General features: G+C 67.6%; 18 protein-coding genes. 8 read left to right on the top strand and 10 right to left on the bottom strand.

The window, feature by feature from the left end:
* Window positions 1-23 precede the first annotated feature (23 nt).
* The 4 genes from FHS55_RS14375 to FHS55_RS14390 all read left to right on the top strand — a co-directional run bounded on the left by FHS55_RS14375 (window position 24) and on the right by FHS55_RS14390 (window position 3366).
* Complete coding sequence (locus tag FHS55_RS14375; RefSeq protein WP_183190668.1) at window positions 24-422, top strand: rhodanese-like domain-containing protein; 399 nt, start codon at window positions 24-26, stop codon at window positions 420-422.
* A gap of 129 nt (window positions 423-551) precedes the next feature.
* Complete coding sequence (locus FHS55_RS14380) at window positions 552-1589, top strand: aspartate-semialdehyde dehydrogenase (RefSeq protein WP_183190460.1); 1038 nt, start codon at window positions 552-554, stop codon at window positions 1587-1589.
* Between the two features lie 182 nt (window positions 1590-1771).
* Window positions 1772-2407, top strand: coding sequence for a DUF1007 family protein (locus tag FHS55_RS14385; RefSeq protein ID WP_246340162.1), 636 nt, complete (start codon window positions 1772-1774; stop codon window positions 2405-2407).
* A complete protein-coding gene (locus FHS55_RS14390) occupies window positions 2404-3366 on the top strand; it encodes a nickel/cobalt transporter (RefSeq protein WP_343056155.1) in 963 nt (320 codons plus the stop codon). Before FHS55_RS14385 ends, FHS55_RS14390 begins: the two co-directional genes overlap by 4 nt.
* Before the next feature lie 20 nt (window positions 3367-3386).
* On the opposite strand, the gene FHS55_RS14395 is transcribed toward FHS55_RS14390, so the two are convergent.
* Window positions 3387-4127, bottom strand: coding sequence for an acetoacetate decarboxylase (locus tag FHS55_RS14395; protein ID WP_183190462.1), 741 nt, complete (start codon window positions 4125-4127; stop codon window positions 3387-3389).
* 83 nt (window positions 4128-4210) lie between these two features.
* On the bottom strand, window positions 4211-5206 hold the full coding sequence (locus tag FHS55_RS14400; protein WP_183190463.1) for a WD40 repeat domain-containing protein: 996 nt from the start codon (window positions 5204-5206) through the stop codon (window positions 4211-4213).
* A 141-nt stretch (window positions 5207-5347) separates the two neighbouring features.
* On the opposite strand from FHS55_RS14400, the gene FHS55_RS14405 reads away from it, so the two are divergent.
* On the top strand, window positions 5348-6223 hold the full coding sequence (locus FHS55_RS14405) for a bifunctional helix-turn-helix transcriptional regulator/GNAT family N-acetyltransferase (protein ID WP_183190464.1): 876 nt from the start codon (window positions 5348-5350) through the stop codon (window positions 6221-6223).
* A gap of 52 nt (window positions 6224-6275) precedes the next feature.
* On the opposite strand, the gene FHS55_RS14410 is transcribed toward FHS55_RS14405, so the two are convergent.
* The 5 genes from FHS55_RS14410 to FHS55_RS14430 all read right to left on the bottom strand — a co-directional run bounded on the left by FHS55_RS14410 (window position 6276) and on the right by FHS55_RS14430 (window position 10475).
* The gene (locus tag FHS55_RS14410; protein ID WP_183190465.1) at window positions 6276-7265 is read right to left on the bottom strand and encodes a CobW family GTP-binding protein; all 990 of its coding nucleotides are present in this window, start codon (window positions 7263-7265) and stop codon (window positions 6276-6278) included.
* A gap of 144 nt (window positions 7266-7409) precedes the next feature.
* Window positions 7410-8429 carry a metal ABC transporter substrate-binding protein gene (locus tag FHS55_RS14415; protein WP_183190466.1) on the bottom strand — a complete coding sequence of 340 codons (1020 nt, stop codon included), beginning with the start codon at window positions 8427-8429 and terminating at the stop codon, window positions 7410-7412.
* Between the two features lie 18 nt (window positions 8430-8447).
* Complete coding sequence (locus FHS55_RS14420) at window positions 8448-9317, bottom strand: metal ABC transporter permease (protein WP_183190467.1); 870 nt, start codon at window positions 9315-9317, stop codon at window positions 8448-8450.
* Window positions 9314-10072 (bottom strand): zinc ABC transporter ATP-binding protein AztA, encoded by a 759-nt coding sequence (gene aztA, locus FHS55_RS14425; RefSeq protein ID WP_183190468.1) that lies wholly within the window; start codon window positions 10070-10072, stop codon window positions 9314-9316. The genes FHS55_RS14420 and aztA overlap by 4 nt, the downstream gene beginning before the upstream one ends.
* A gap of 46 nt (window positions 10073-10118) precedes the next feature.
* Window positions 10119-10475, bottom strand: coding sequence for a hypothetical protein (locus FHS55_RS14430; RefSeq protein WP_183190469.1), 357 nt, complete (start codon window positions 10473-10475; stop codon window positions 10119-10121).
* Between the two features lie 256 nt (window positions 10476-10731).
* On the opposite strand from FHS55_RS14430, the gene ppa reads away from it, so the two are divergent.
* Window positions 10732-11259, top strand: a complete 528-nt coding sequence (gene ppa / locus FHS55_RS14435) for an inorganic diphosphatase (protein ID WP_183190470.1) — start codon at window positions 10732-10734, stop codon at window positions 11257-11259.
* 117 nt (window positions 11260-11376) lie between these two features.
* The gene (locus tag FHS55_RS14440; RefSeq protein WP_183190471.1) at window positions 11377-12096 is read left to right on the top strand and encodes a phosphoribosyltransferase; all 720 of its coding nucleotides are present in this window, start codon (window positions 11377-11379) and stop codon (window positions 12094-12096) included.
* 6 nt (window positions 12097-12102) lie between these two features.
* On the opposite strand, the gene FHS55_RS14445 is transcribed toward FHS55_RS14440, so the two are convergent.
* Genes FHS55_RS14445 through FHS55_RS14455 form a run of 3 tightly spaced genes read right to left on the bottom strand, consistent with a single transcriptional unit; the run spans window position 12103 to window position 14388 of the window.
* Window positions 12103-13143, bottom strand: coding sequence for an Ldh family oxidoreductase (locus FHS55_RS14445; protein WP_183190670.1), 1041 nt, complete (start codon window positions 13141-13143; stop codon window positions 12103-12105).
* Window positions 13143-13961, bottom strand: coding sequence for a creatininase family protein (locus FHS55_RS14450; protein ID WP_183190472.1), 819 nt, complete (start codon window positions 13959-13961; stop codon window positions 13143-13145). The genes FHS55_RS14445 and FHS55_RS14450 overlap by 1 nt, the downstream gene beginning before the upstream one ends.
* Before the next feature lie 37 nt (window positions 13962-13998).
* Window positions 13999-14388 carry a RidA family protein gene (locus tag FHS55_RS14455; protein WP_183190473.1) on the bottom strand — a complete coding sequence of 130 codons (390 nt, stop codon included), beginning with the start codon at window positions 14386-14388 and terminating at the stop codon, window positions 13999-14001.
* 123 nt (window positions 14389-14511) lie between these two features.
* Here FHS55_RS14455 and FHS55_RS14460 point away from each other — a divergent pair, with 123 nt between their 5' ends.
* Entirely contained in the window at window positions 14512-15528 is a 1017-nt protein-coding gene (locus FHS55_RS14460) for an ABC transporter substrate-binding protein (protein WP_183190474.1), read from the top strand.
* Window positions 15529-15615 lie beyond the last annotated feature (87 nt).

The raw sequence follows: 15615 nt of genomic DNA on the forward strand, positions 1-15615 counted from the left end.
CGCCTCGGGAGGGAGTGGCGATGATGAAGAAGGGCTACAAGCAGCTTCTCGCCGAAGCGGAGGCCGAGATCACGGCGATCGACGTGCCACAGGCTCAGGCCCTGCAGGGCCGGGACGACGTGGTATTCGTCGATCTGCGCGACCCGCGCGAGCGCGAGCGCGACGGTTCGATCCCGGGGGCATTCTCCTGCCCGCGGGGCATGCTGGAATTCTGGCTCGATCCGGAAAGCCCCTATGCCAAGCCGATTTTCCAGCAGGACAAGCGCTTCGTGTTCTTCTGCGCCAGCGGCTGGCGTTCCGCCCTCGCCACCCGCACCGCGCAGGAGATGGGTCTGGCGGATATATGCCACCTTGCCGGCGGCTTCAGCGCCTGGAAAACGGCGGGCGGCGCGGTGGAGCCTCTGGCGGGCACGCGCCCTTAGCACACGCCCTTCGCACGCAGCGCCGCAACCGTTCGCCGGCACCCGCGCACATTGCGTTGCGACGCCTTATCGCGTAAAAGCCCGCGCTCGCCCGAGCCTGTGAATGGCAGGGCCTTCAGGAGAATGATCATGGGCTACAAGGTCGCCGTCGTCGGTGCCACAGGCAATGTGGGCCGCGAAATGCTCGACATCCTCGCCGAACGGGGCTTCCCCGCCGATGAGGTGGTCGCGCTCGCTTCCCGCCGTTCGGTCGGGACGGAGGTTTCCTTCGGCGACAAGACGCTCAAGATCAAAGCTCTCGAGAATTACGACTTCTCCGACACCGACATCTGCCTGATGTCGGCCGGCGGCGACGTGTCCAAGGAATGGTCGCCCAAGATCGGCCGTCAGGGCTGCGTGGTGATCGATAATTCCTCGGCCTTCCGTTACGACAGTGACGTGCCGCTGATCGTGCCGGAAGTGAATGCCGACGCGGTGAAGGGCTTCACCAAGAAGAACATCATCGCCAACCCGAACTGCTCGACCGCCCAGCTCGTCGTGGCCCTCAAGCCGCTGCACGATCTGGCGACGATCAAGCGCGTGGTGGTGGCGACCTATCAGTCCGTCTCCGGCGCCGGCAAGGATGCCATGGACGAGCTGTTCTCGCAGACCCGTGCGGTGTTCGTCTCGGACCCGGTGGAAGCGAAGAAGTTCCCCAAGCGCATCGCCTTCAACGTCATTCCTCACATCGACGTCTTCATGGAAGACGGCTACACGAAGGAGGAATGGAAGGTGATGGTGGAGACCAAGAAGATCCTGGATCCCAAGATCAAGCTCACCTGCACCGCCGTCCGCGTGCCCGTGTTCATCTCGCACTCGGAAGCCGTGAACGTCGAGTTCGAGAAGCCGATCACCGTCGAGGAAGCCACCGAGGCGCTGCGCGCGGCGCCGGGCGTGCTGGTGGTCGACAAGCGCGAGCCCGGCGGCTACATCACGCCCTATGAGGCGGCCGGCGAGGACGCCACCTATGTCTCGCGCATCCGCGAGGACGCGACGGTGGAAAACGGCCTCTCCTTCTGGTGCGTGTCGGACAACCTGCGCAAGGGCGCCGCGCTCAACGCGGTGCAGATCGCCGAAGTGCTGGTGAACCGCAAGCTGCTGCTGCCGAAGTCCCAGAAGGCGGCGTGAGCCGGCTTCCGCTGTCTCCTGCGAGGCGGCGCGAGCCATCGCTCGACCGGCGAAGCACCGGAACGTGATGCATCTTTGACGGCCGCCTTCGGGCGGCCGTTGTCGTTTCACGAATAGCTGTCACCTTTCCGCCGAACTGCACCGCCACGAATCCCTCAATGCGATCTGCTTCGGTGACACGGATGCTCAAACGATTTCTGGCGGCGGCCTTCGCCCTCGCCGCCCTGATGGGCCCGGCCCTCGCCCATCCCCATGTCTGGGTAAGCGTGCAATCCCGCCTCGATTACGCGCCCGACGGCACGCTCACCGGCATCCGCCACGACTGGACCTTCGATGAAAGCTTCTCCAGCTACGCGCTGCAGGGGCTCGACAACGGGCCGGACGGCAAGCCGACCGAGAAGACCCTCACGGAACTGGCCCAGGTGAACATCGATTCCCTCAAGGAATTCGACTATTTCACCTACCCCAAGCGCGGCAAGGATGCGCTTTCCCTGCTGCCGCCGAAAGACTATTCGCTTACCTATGACGGTACGTCGCTGACGCTTCACTTCACCCTGCCCTTCGCCCAGCCGGTGGCGAAGAAGGGGACAATGACGCTGGACGTCTACGACCCCACCTATTTCGTCGCCTTCCAGCTGGCCGACACCGATCCGATCAAGCTCGCGGGCGCGGCGGGCGGCTGTACGCTCACCCTGCATCGGCCCGACCCGGCGGCGGTCAACACCACCAACCTGACCGAGGGCTTCTTCAACGCCCTCACCACGGCGAGCAATTACGGCTCGCAATTCGCCAACCGCGTCACGGTGAGCTGCTCGTGAACCGCCGGCTCCTCCTGTCGGCCCTCGCCCTGGTCATGGGCGCCGCCGCGCTTCACCCGGCCCTGGCGCAGAGCCCGTTCGGCGTCGGCGCCCCCTCCCCTCCGGGCGATGTCGGTGGCATTGCCGGCTTCATCCTGGCCAAGCAGGCGGAATTCTACCGGCTGCTCACCAGCGCGGTGCGCCAGTCCCGGCAGGATGGCCACGCGCTCGCCCTGCTGGGGGGCATCTCCTTCGCCTATGGCATTTTCCACGCCGCCGGCCCCGGCCATGGCAAGGCGGTGATTTCCTCCTATCTCCTGGCCAACGAGGCGACGCTGAAACGCGGCATCGGCCTCGCCTTCGCCAGCGCCTTCGCGCAGGCGCTGACCGCCATCCTGGTGGCCGGCATTTTCGCGGTGGTGCTCGGCGCCACGGCGGCGACCATGAGCCGCGCGGTCTATCTCATCGAGCTGACTGCCTATGCGCTGATCGTGCTGATCGGCCTGCGCCTCGCCTTCATCAAGGGCCGCGCGCTCCTCGCCACCTGGCGCGGCACGCCGGGCCATCTTCATGGCGCCGATTGCGACTGCGGGGACGACCACGCCCACATGCTGGCGCCGCAGGACCTACCCAAGGGCAGCGGCTGGCGCGAATGGTGGGGGGCGGTGCTCTCGGTGGGCCTGCGGCCCTGCTCGGGCGCGATCCTCGTGCTGGTTTTCGCGCTGACGCAAGGCATCTTCTGGGTCGGCGCCGCCTCGACACTGCTGATGGGCGTGGGCACGGCCATAACCGTGAGCGCCATTGCCGCCATCGCGGTCTTCGCCAAGCGCACCGCGGTGCGACTGGCCGCCAACCGTCCGGGCTCAAGCCGGGCGGTCCTGCTGGTGGGCGTGGAATTCCTCGCCGCGCTGGCGCTCATTGCCTTCGGGCTGGCGCTCACCTTCGGCTTCATGGCGAGCGAGCGGCTGAGCCTCGGGTGAGGCCCAGCCGGCCGGCCGGATCAATCCTTCAGATAGTCGTGCACCACCTTGCCAAGGCCAAGGGTGAGGTCGGTGCGGAAATGCGCCGCCGACAACACCTCGAGCACCGGCAGCTTGGCGACATCCGCCAGCGCGTGCGGGAACAGGCCGAGCGCGGCCGGGCCGGTCCAGGCTTCCTTCACGACGAGGTTTTCCAGATAGTACTCGACCAGTTCGAGCACCCGCGCCGAGCCGTCGACATGGGGGATGATCTTGAGCATCCAGTTCGGCGCCAGCAGCGACTTGTGCAGGGCGTCCTTGTCCAGCTCGACATATTTGTAGCCCATGGTGGCGCTGGTGCAGAGCACGCTGCCGTAATGCAGCGTCCCGACCAGGGTGTCGCTCTCCACGCGCAGGCTGGGCTTGGCGAACTTCTTGGGGAAACCCCACAACTCACGCCCGCCGGCGGTCGGCGCCTCGTCGTCGAGATACATGGAATGGACGTAGCCGCCCTTCACGCCGTTCAGCTCGACCGGGATCACCTGCCCCGTTTCGGTATAGTCGCCGAAGCCGGTCGAATCCGGCATGCGGATGAACTCATACTTGACGATCGGCTCCACCACCTTCAGCGGCTCGGGCACCACCTTCTGCAGCGCTTCGAGGTCGGTGCGATAGGTGATGACGAAAAATTCGCGGTTGAAGAAGCGGTACGGACCCCTGGGATAGGACGGGTTGGTCAGCGGCATGGAATAGGCGGTGCGGCGGACGTCCTCGATCTTCATGGCGAATACCTCGTGGCTGACAGATGCCGGGAGCCTAATCGAGGATGCCGCGCCGCAACAGCACGAACCGCGTCACCATACCTTCACAGCACGATGAGCCCGCCCGCGCCGTCTTCCGTGCCGATGGCGAGCGCTCCGCCATCGGCCCGCCAGGCCAGCGCGCTCACGGGCCCGCCGGCGGGCGCGCGGGCGAGGATTTCCGCCCCGTCCGAGATGCGCGCCAGCAGCACCATCCCGTCCTCGTAGCCGCAGGCAATGACCTCGTCCTTGGGATGAGCGGCCACCGCCGAGACCCGCACGTCGCGCGGGGCGAGCATGGTCGGCTGCTTGCCCATCGGGCCCTCCTTGGCCATGAACGGCCACAGGATGACCTCGGTCGAGCCGGAGGTGGCGAGATAGCGCCCGCCGGGCGTGAATTCCATCGAGCGCACGCGCGAGGGATAGCCCGACATGCGCATATGCGCGCCGTCCGGCAGCCGCCAGCCATGCAGCGCGGCCTCCTGCATGGTGGTGACGATGAAGCGCGCTTCCGGGTGCCACAGGATGCCGCGATGCGAGCCCTTCCATTCCAGCACTTCGGGCTTGGCCTGCGCGTTGGGGAACCACAGCGTCGCGCCGCCATAATGGGCGATGGCAAGCCGCGTGCCCTTGGGCGCGAAGGCCAGTCCGCCGACGGTGGAGGGCAGTTCGAGCGATTTCCGCTCGCCCTTCACCGGCTGGAAATGCGCGCTCTTGCCGACCGAGAAGGCGAAGGCGCCGTCCATCGCCACCGCGACATGGTCGATCCAGCGGCCCTTCTGCTCGAACAGCGCCTCGCTCGACCCATCCAGCCGCGTCGCCACCACACGCCCGTCATCGCCGCCCGTCACCAGACGCTTGCCGTCGCCGGCGAGGGAGAGGATGGCGCCCTTGTGCGCGCCGACGCGCGTCTCCTCATTGCCGGCCAGCACCACGTCGCCCTCGCCCAGCGCGAAGGCGGCGGTGGCGCCGAGAAAGCGGACACCGACCACGCCGGACCCGAGATCGAGCGGGCGCAGCTTGGAGGTGATCGAGGAGGGCGTGGAGGACAGGGCGGCCATGGCACTACCGGCTTTCTGCGAGGATGGATCAGGGCGTAACCGAATTCGCGCGCCGCGTCACGACCCGCCGCACCGACGGTCCCCCCGGATGGCGAGAGGGACGGTTTGACAGAGATATTTATCTGACTTAAGTCAGACATCATGCCAATCGCCGCCACCGCCCGCTTTCGCCGCTTCAGCCGCGCCGTCACCCGCGAGGTCGGCGCGCTCGACACCTCGTTCCTTGGCCGCGGCCGGCCACTCGGCGCCGCCCGGGTGATCAACGCCATCGGCAGGGGTCGATCCGAGGTGGGGAGCCTGCGCGAGGATCTCGGGCTGGATTCCGGGCTGATGAGCCGGCTGCTGCGGGGGCTGGAGGAAGAGGGCCTCGTTCGCACGCACGCCCACCCCGACGACGGTCGCCGGCGCGTGGCGACGCTCACCGAGGAAGGGGAGCGCGAATTCCGCGCCTATGAGGAGCTTTCCGAGGCCCAGGCCGCCGCGATTCTCGCCCGCTATCCCCATCGCGAGGCGCTGCTGGCCGCGATGGACCTCATCGCCTCGGCGCTCGGGCGCGATCGGCTGTCGCTCAATGAGATCGACCCGCGCAGCGAGACCGCCCGCGATTGCCTCGGCCAGTATTATGCCGAGCTGGCGCGGCGTTTCGAAAGGGGGTTCGACGTCGCGCGGTCCCGCGATCCGGACGCCCTCGACATGATCCGCCCGCGCGGCGCGTTCATCGTCGCCCTGTCGGACGGGCTGCCTCTCGGCTGCGTCGGCGTGAAGGGAACGGGCGGCGAGAGCGCCGAAATCAAGCGCCTGTGGGTGGCGCCCTCGGCGCGCGGGCTCGGCATTTCCCGGCAGTTGATGACGGCCGCCGAGACCGCCGCGCGCGCGCTGTCGATCCGCGTCCTGCGCCTCGATACCAGCAGCGCCCTGCCGGAAGCGGTGCAGCTTTATCGCAAGACCGGCTGGAGAGAGATCGAGCGCTTCAACGACGATCCCTATCCCGACGTGTTCTTCGAGAAGCAACTCTGAACGCTCGGCAGCACCCGCCCCGGCAAAGGGAGGGCGCCGCCGGCGGAATGCCTCACGCCACGCAGGCGAGGAAGCCCTGCTCCAGCTTCATCGTGCCGAGCTGGCGGCCGATGAACACGATGCGGCTCACCTTCGCCTCGTCGGCGCGCCAGGGGCGCTGGTGATCGCCGTCGAGGATCATGTGGACGCCCTGGAACACGAAGCGGTCCGGGTCGTCCTTGAAGGCGAGGATTCCCTTCGAGCGCAGGATGTTCGGCCCTTCCGTCTGGGTCAGTTCCTGGATCCATGGGAAGAACTTGTCGGGGTCGAGCGGCTTGTCGGTGGAGAAGGACACCGACTTCATGTCCTCGTCGTGGAAATGCTTGTGGCCGCCTTCGAGGAAATCCGGGTCGAGCGCCTGGATGCGGTCGAGGTCGAACGCCCCCTGCCCCAGCACCTTGTCGATGGCGATATCCGACTTGAGGGTGCGGTGGACGCGCGCGAAGGGGTTGATGGCGCGGATGCGCATCTCGACGTCCTTCAGCTCGGTCTCCGAGACGAGGTCCGTCTTGTTGAGCAGGATGACATCGGCGAAGGCGATCTGGTTCTTCGCCTCGGGCGCGTCCTTCAGCCGGTCCTTCAGCCACTTGGCGTCGGCCACGGTGACGACGGCATCGAGCGTCGTCTTGGCGCCCACCGTCTCGTCGACGAAGAAGGTCTGCGCCACCGGGGCCGGGTCGGCAAGGCCGGTGGTCTCGACGATGATGCCGTCGAAATCGCCCTTGCGGCGCAGCAGGCCGTCGATGATGCGGATCAGGTCGCCGCGCACGGTGCAGCAGATGCAGCCGTTATTCATCTCGAACACTTCCTCGTCGGCGCCGACGACGAGGTCGTTATCGATGCCGATCTCGCCGAACTCGTTGACGACGACGGCGAATTTCTTGCCGTGCGGCTCGGAGAGGATTCGGTTGAGCAGCGTGGTCTTGCCGGCTCCGAGATAGCCGGTCAGCACGGTGACGGGAATCTTGGCGGGCTGCGTCTCGTTCGGCTTGGTCTCGGGCATCTGGGTCGCTCCAATCCTTGTCTTCCCTCGCCCCGTCGGGGAAAGGCCGCCCGCGAGGCGGATCGGTGAGGGGAACCAGCGCTGGACGCCAGCCCCCCTCACCCCAACCCTCTCCCCCTCAGCGAGAGGAAGCGATCGCCGCCCTCAGCTCGACAGCGCCGAGGAAAGCTCGCGGACGTTACTCTGTATCATGTCGATGTAGGTGCTCGCCGGGCCTTTGTCATCGGAGAGCGCATCGGAATAAAGCTCGCCGCCGACGCGCGCGCCCGATTCCTTGGCGATACGCTGGGCCAGCCGCGGATCGGCGATGTTCTCCAGGAACACGGCGGGAATCTTCTGCGACTTGATCTGCCGGATGATGCGGCCGACATCCTTGGCGGAGGCCTCCGCCTCGGTCGAGACGCCCTGCGGCGCCAGCAGCTTCAGCCCATAGGCATCGCCGAAATAGCCGAACGCGTCATGCGAGGTGATGATGCGGCGCTGCTTGACGGGAATGCCGGCCATGGCGGTGCGCACCTGCGCGTCCAGCGCCTTGAGCTTCTCGATATAGGCGGCCGCCTGTGCCTTGTAAGCCTCCGCGCCGGCCGGATCGGCCTTGATCAGCGCGTCGCGGATATTGGCCGCGTAGATCTCCACATTGGCCACGTTCTGCCAGGCATGCGGGTCGAGCGGGCCGTGGTCGTGGCCCTTGTGCGCGTCGGCGGGAGCGGCTTCGGCATGGTCCTGCCCGGCCGCGTCATGCCCCTCCTCCTCGTCATCGTCCTGCGGCTCGCTGGCTGTGCGGTAGCGCGGCGTCACGCCCTGCGTGACGGCCACGAGTTCCGCCTTGGTGCCCGACGCCTTGACCAGACGATCCATCCAGCCCTCCAGCCCGAGCCCGTTCTCGAACACGACGGCGGCCTGCGCCACCTCCTTCGCGGCCTGAGGGGTAGGCTGGTAGACATGTGTGTCGCCGTTGGGGCCGACCAGCGTGACCACCGAGATGCGGTCGCCGCCGACATTCTTCACGATGTCGCCGAGGATCGAGAACGTGGCGACAACCGGCAGGGGATGGGACGCGGCATCCTGCGCGAGCGCGGGGGTGGCCAGCGGGAGGCCGGCGGCCAGAGTTGCGCCAAGGCCGGCCAGAAGGGCGCGGCGCCGGGAGATGCGGACGGAACGCATGAGCTTCACTCTCCGAGTTCAGGCTTCGAGATGACGGCGCGGCGCGAGGCGGGGAAGGAGCCCGCCCACCGGGCCGAACAGGACCGACAGCGCATAGGCGCCACCGGCCACGAGGATGATGGCGGGCCCGGAGGGCACGCCCCAATGATAGGAAACCAGCAAGCCGATCACGCCGGAGGCGCAGGCGATCAGCACCGAGCAGCCGACCATCACGGTCAGCTCGCGGGTCCAGAACCGCGCGCTCGCGGCCGGCAGCATCATCATGCCGACCGCCAGAAGCGTGCCGAGCGCATGGAAGCCGCCAACCAGATTGAGCACCACCAGCGCGAGGAAGGCGAGATGGGTCGGCGCCCCCGCCCGGCTGACCGAGCGCAGGAAGCCGGGATCGACGCTTTCCAGCACCAGCGGCCGCCACAGCACGGCGAGCACGACGAGCGTGAAGCTGGAAATGGCGGTGATGAGCAGCAGCGTCGCGTCGTCCAGCGCCAGCACGGTGCCGAACAGCACGTGCAGCAGGTCGACATTGGAGCCGCGCAGCGAGACGAGGAGCACGCCGAGCGCCAGCGAGACGAGATAGAAGGCGGCCAGCGCCGCGTCCTCCTTCATCTGCGTGGCCCGCGCCACCGCCCCGGCGCCCAGCGCCACCGCGAAGCCGGCAACCAGCCCGCCGATGGTCATGGCGAACAGGTTCAGCCCGGCGGCGAGGAAGCCGACCGCCGCACCCGGCAGGATGGCATGCGCCATGGCGTCGCCGGCGAGACTCATGCGCCGCAGCATCATCAGCACGCCGACCGGCCCGGCGCCGAGGCCGAGCGCCAGCACGCCGACCAGCGCCCGGCGCATGAAATCGAACTCGGCGAAGGGGGCGATGAGGAGAGAGTAGATCATGCCGCCCGCTCCGCTACGGGCGAACCGGGCGCGCAGGCCGGTGCCCCATCGTCCCACGCCTCGCACATGCGGCGGGCCTCGATGAGATTGGCGGGGGTGAGCACCTCGCGGGTCTCCCCCCAGCCCACCGTCTCGCGCGCCAACAGCAGCGTCTGCGGAAAATGATCGCGCACCAGTTCCATGTCGTGCAGCACGGCGAGCACGGTGCGCCCCTCCCCGTTCCAGCGCTCGATGAGCGCGATGAGATCGGCCGTGGTGCCGGCATCGAGCGCGGTGAACGGCTCGTCGAGCAGGATCAGCCGGGCATCCTGCAGCAGCAGCCGGGCGAACAGCGTGCGCTGCATCTGCCCGCCCGAGAGCGTGCCGATCGGCCGGGCCTCGAAGCCCTCCAGCCCCACCGCGGCGATCGCCGCCTCGACGCGGGCGCGGTCGGCCTTGCCGATGCCGCCAAACAGCCCGGTGCGTCGCCACAGGCCGGTCGAGACCAGGTCGAACACCTCGATGGGAAAGGTGCGGTCGATCTCCGCCGCCTGCGGCAGATAGGCAACCTCGCGCTCCGGCACCCGGCACTCGATCCGGCCGGCAAGCGCGGGGAGAATGCCGACAATGCCCTTGAGCAGGGTCGACTTTCCCGCCCCGTTCGGCCCGCACACGGCGAGCAGCGCACCCTCGGGCACCACGCCGTCAAGGTGATGCACCGCCGGGTGGCGGTCATAGCCAAGGGTCAGATCGCGGAAGGCCAGCACGTTGCCCATGGATTTGCCTCCCGCTTTCGCTGCCTTGCTTTCCATCATCGCCCCCTCACGCGCCGCCGGCGGCCAGCACCACCAGCGCGAGCGCCCAGATCAGCGCGGCCAGCGGCAGCGCGATGGCGAGGCGCTGCATGGCGGAAAGGCGCAGCAGCGAGAAACCCGGCCGCGCCGGCGGATGACGCCGCCCGGGCCCGTGCGAATGGCGATGCGACGGGGAATGCGCATGCGCCGCTCCCGGGCGATGCGCGGGAACGGGCACGGTGGCGCCCTCGCCGCCATGATCGTGATCGTGGGAATGGTCATGATCGTGATCGCGCCCCTTGGCGTGGACATGCCCGTCGCCCGGGTCACGCCGCGTGGCGGGATCGAGCAGGGGCGGCGCGGTGGGGGCAGGCGAAGCAGGCATTGGTAAACTCCGTGGGTCGGAGTGATACAACATATCGGACGGCAGCGTCCACCCGTTCACGATACATTATATCGGGCCGATACCTCCCCGCCCGCGCTCCCTACCCGATTGCCGCCCTGGCGCGCAGGGGCGCCGTCTGCGACAGCGCGTCGGTCGAATTGATGGGGCGGCCTGTCTCGACGGCGCGCCCGCCGCGCCTTATGAGAAGGCGCCTTGCTCGCCGGCGACGCCGGCCTGTTCGTTCTGGAGCCCGTTCATGGACATTTCCCGCATTTCGGCCGGATCGAATCCGCCTGACGAAATCAACGTCATCATCGAAATTCCGGCCGGCGGCGCGCCGGTGAAATATGAGTTCGACAAGGAATCCGGCGCGCTCTTCGTCGACCGTTTCCTGCACACGCCGATGTTCTACCCCGGCAATTACGGCTTCATCCCGCAGACGCTCGGCGATGACGGCGATCCGCTCGACGTGATCGTCATCTCGCCGATCCCGCTGCTGGCCGGCTGCGTCATCGCCGCCCGCCCGGTAGGCGTGCTGATGATGACCGACGAGAAGGGCGGCGACGAGAAGATCCTCGCCGTGCCGGTCAACTCGGTCTACCCCTACCATGCGGGCGTGACCAACTATACGGACCTGCCGCCGATCATTGTCGACCAGGTCGCCCATTTCTTCACCCACTACAAGGATCTGGAGAAGGGCAAGACCGTCACCATCGCCGGCTGGAAGGACGCCGCCGGGGCGGGCGAGGTCATCGTGCGCGGGATCGAAGCCGCGAAGAAGTGAGGCGCGGCCGTTTATCGGCTGTCACACGACCAAAGTTCAGAAGCCGTCCGCGCCGCGCGGACGGCTTCTTGGCATCGCGCTTGCTGCGGACCGCGCGTATCGCGTTCCGGAGTTCCCATGCCGCTCAATTTCACCGATCGCGGTTGCTATCGCGACCGCCTCATCCCTGCCGCCGAACTTTCGAGCCCGGGCGAGCCGCCCTACACGGACAGCTACCCCGTGAAACTGCCGGACGGCGACTGGGCGGACCTGCCCTTTCTCGCCCTGCCGCCCGATTTCGACACGGCGATCGCCTATCTCTGCATCACCGAAAACTCGTTCGCGCTGGAAGACCGGCTGTCCTCGGCCATGGTCGAGGTGGTGCGCGAGCTTGAGCCCGAGGTGGTGGTCGGCATGCCGACGCTGGGCATGGTGCTCGCCGCCTCGGTGGCGAAGAAGCTCGGCCATCCGCACTACGTGCCGCTGAGCTATTCGCGCAAGTTCTGGTTTGAGGACGAACTGTCCATTCCCGTCATCTCCATCACCAGCCCGCTCAAGCCGAAAACCGTGTTCATCGATCCGCGCCTGCTGGAGCGGCTGGAGAACCGGCGCGTGCTGCTGGTCGAGGACGTCATCTCCACCGGCGGCACGGTCTCGGCCGAACTGGAGCTGATGAAGCGGATCGGCGCCAATGTGGTCGGCGTCGCCACCGCCATCCAGGAGACCAATGTCTGGCAGAAGACGCTCGGTGCCATCGATCCCGCCTGGCCGGGCCTCGTGCGGGCGCCGATCCGTTGCCCTCTGTTCCGCAAGGTCGAGGGCGGCTGGGCGCCGGACTGGTCGACGATGCCGGCCTGAACCCTCTCAGCCGGGAAAGCCCATCCCGGCCAGCACCTTCTGCAGGCTGGCGGCGAGCACCACGCCCTCGCGCGCCGCGCGCGCGCGGTTGACCAGCCGGCGCTTGCCCGGCAGGCGCGCGCCCGGCTCCTGCTCGATGGCGTGCGCCAGCCGTTCCAGATGATCGAGATAAGCGTCGCCCGCGACGACACCGGGATCGATGGCGATGACGACATGGCCGACCGCCGCCGGGGGGCCCTTGCCGTCGAAGAAGCTCGGCGCGTCGAAGGCGAAGGTGGAGGCGGTCAGCGCCGCCGCCATCACCTCGATGATAAAGGCCAGCGCCGTGCCCTTGGCCTCGCCCATCGGCACCATGGTGCCGGCAAGCCCCGCCTTGGCGTCGGTGGTCGGATTGCCGTCGGGATCGAGCGCCCAGCCCTCGGGAATGCTGGTATCGCCCCGCTGCACGGCCGCCAGCAGGTTGCCGCGCGCCACTTTCGCCACCGACAGGTCGACCAGCGCCGGCGGGCGCCCCTTCAGCGGCGTCGCGAAGGCGATCGGGTTGGTGCCGAACACCGCGCGCTTGCCGCCCCAGGGCGCGATGGAGGCGGCGGCATTCGAGAAGGCGAGCCCCACCAGCCCCTCGCCCGCCAGCTTTTCCACCGGCTGGCCGGCCACACCGAAATGGCTGGAGCGGCGGATCGCCATCATGGCGATGCCGGTCTCGCGCGCCACCGTCGCCAGCAGCGGCAGGCCCAGCTCGATGGCGGGATAGGCGAAGCCGTTGCCGGCATCCACCGCGATCACCGACGGCGCGACGCGCCGCAACTCGGGCACGGCATGGCCGTCGATCTTGCCGGACGCGACCATGGCGCCATAGCTCGGCAGCCGTGCGAGGCCATGCGTGCCGAGCCCGTCGGCCTCCGCCGCGACCAGCGCCTCGGCGGTCCGGCGCGCATTCTCGGGACCCGTGCCGAAATGGACGAGCGCCCGCGCCGCATGGGCGCGCGCCGCGTCAAGATCAAGGCGAAGGTCGTGGAAGGCCGGTGTGGCGATCGCCTCCTCCATCACGCCGCGCCGCCGCCGAGCGGCCCTTCCGCGAGGCGCTTGAGGTCGAAGCGGTGGACATCGGCGAGCAGCTCGACGAAGGCGCGCGCGCCATAGAGCGCGCAGGCCTCCCCCTTCTCGAGGCTCGCCTGCGTGGCGTCGCCCATCGCCCCGCTTTCCTGGATATCCTGCGCCATCCAGCCGAAGCCGGCCGGCGTGCCGGCGCGCAGGAAGGAGAATTCCTGCTCCATGGCGAGGGTGACGGGGGCGAAGTCGCGCACCTCGCTCTCCTTCACCGTGTCGGGGCGGAAGGCCAGCATGAGCGAGGTCTCGACCCCGGCGGCATGAATGCCGTGCTGGCGCTCCTGCGCGGTGAACAGCCCCTCGGGATAGCCGAAGCGGTGCCAGGAGATGGTCACGACGAGCATGCCGAGCCGCGCCCGCAGGTCGCGCGCCACGATGTCGAGAATCGGCACGTTGCCGCCGTGAGAATTGACGACGACAAGCTTGCGCACCCCCGCCCGGTGCACGCTCTCGCCGATCTCGGTCCAGGCGCGGATCACCGTTTCGGCAGAGAGCGTCAGCGTGCCCGGAAAGTCGATGTGCTCGTTGGACTTGCCGATCGACTGCACGGGCAGGAACACCGCCGGCGTCTCGGCCGGCAGCAGCCGGGCGACCTCCTTCAGGTAGCCCTCGGCGATGAAGCTGTCGACGCCGACCGGCAGATGCGGCCCGTGCTGCTCCACCGCCGCCACCGGCAGCACGGCGATCCAGTTTCCGACATCGCCCGCGGCGAAATCGGTCCAGCTCAGTTCGGTCCAGAAGCGTTTGGGCGGCATGGTGAGGCTCCGGGGCGGGAAAGTCGGGCTTTTAGGCTCAATCGCGCCGCGCCGCCAGCGCCTCGACCTCCACCTTGAACTCGGGACGGGTGAAGCCGGAGACGATCATCAGCGTGGAGGCCGGCGGCGGATCGGCGATGAAGCGGTCGCGCGCCGCCATGTAGCCGGCCATATGGGCACGGTCCGTGACATAGGCGTTCAGCCGCACGATGTCGGCCACGCCCATGTCGGCCTCGGCCAGGCAGGCCGCGAGGGCGGCGAAGCACAGATCGGCCTGCGCCTCCGCGCTTTCGGGAATGTCGTCCTGCGCGGAGATTCCAAGCTGGCCGGAAACCAGCAGCAGCCGCGCGCCGGCCGGCACCTCGACGGCGTGGCTGTAGCGGGCGAAGGGTCGCCGGATCGCGACGGGCAGTAAATGACGGAGCATGGCGAAGATCCAGACTGGGGGAATCTGCGTAGGAAACGTCAGCACATATGTGCATCGAGATTAAGCTCGCCTATCATGCCGGCAATCTCGCACACCGTTCATCGTCCCGCGATGGAGACATCGATGCGCCTTCGCCTTCCCTGCCTGCGCTCCTGCCTGCCCGCCCTGGCGGTCCTCGCCCTCACGGCTCTCGGTTTCACACCAGAGGCCAAAGCAGTGGACAAGGTCACCTTCGGCACCAACTGGGTCGCCCAGGCCGAGCATGGCGGCTTCTACCAGGCGGTGGTGGACGGCACCTATGCGAAATACGGGCTCGACGTGACCATCGTGCCCGGCGGCCCGCAGGCCAATAACCGCCTGCTGCTGCCCGTCGGCAAGATCGATTTCTACATGGGCGCCAACATGCTGCAGGCCTTCTCCTCCGTGGTGGAAGGCATTCCCACGATCATCGTCGCGGCGATGTTCCAGAAAGACCCGCAGGTGCTGATCGCCCACCCGGATGTGGCGACCTTCGAGGATCTGAAGACCCGGACCCTGTTCATCTCCAAGGAAGGGCTGGCGAGCTACTACCAGTGGCTGGTCGCCGATTTCGGCTTCAGCGAAAATCAGGTGAAGCCCTACACGTTCAACGCGGCGCCGTTCCTCGCGGACAAGAACAGCGCCATGCAGGGCTACATCACCTCCGAGCCCTATGCGGTGGAGAAGCAGGGCGGCTTCAAGCCCAAGCTCTTCCTGCTCGCCGATCAGGGCTTCGACACCTATTCCACCACGATCGAGACCCGCACCGAACTGGTGAAGCGCAATCCCGACCTCGTGCAGCGCTTCGTCGATGCCTCGATCATCGGCTGGTACAATTATCTCTACGGCGACAACACCAAGGCCAACGATCTGATCAAGCGCGACAATCCGGAAATGACGGATGAGATGATCGCCTTCTCGATCGACAAGCTGAAGGAATTCGGCATCGTCGATTCCGGCGAGGCCAAGACGCTCGGCATCGGCGCCATGACGGATGCCAAGATCAAGAGCTTCTTCGACAAGATGGCGCGCGCCAAGGTAGTCGACCCGACCATTGACTACACCAAGTCCTATACGCTGCAATTCGTCGACAAGGGCGTCGGCAAGGAACTGGCGAAATAGCCGGCTGTGACGAGGGCGAAGCCGCAGACGGCGGCCTCGGGCATACCCATGTTGCGTTATCCCGGACGGCCGCACCGCCGATCCGGG

It is taken from the genome of Ancylobacter tetraedralis (assembly GCF_014195655.1).
Classification (GTDB): Bacteria; Pseudomonadota; Alphaproteobacteria; order Rhizobiales; family Xanthobacteraceae; genus Ancylobacter; species Ancylobacter tetraedralis.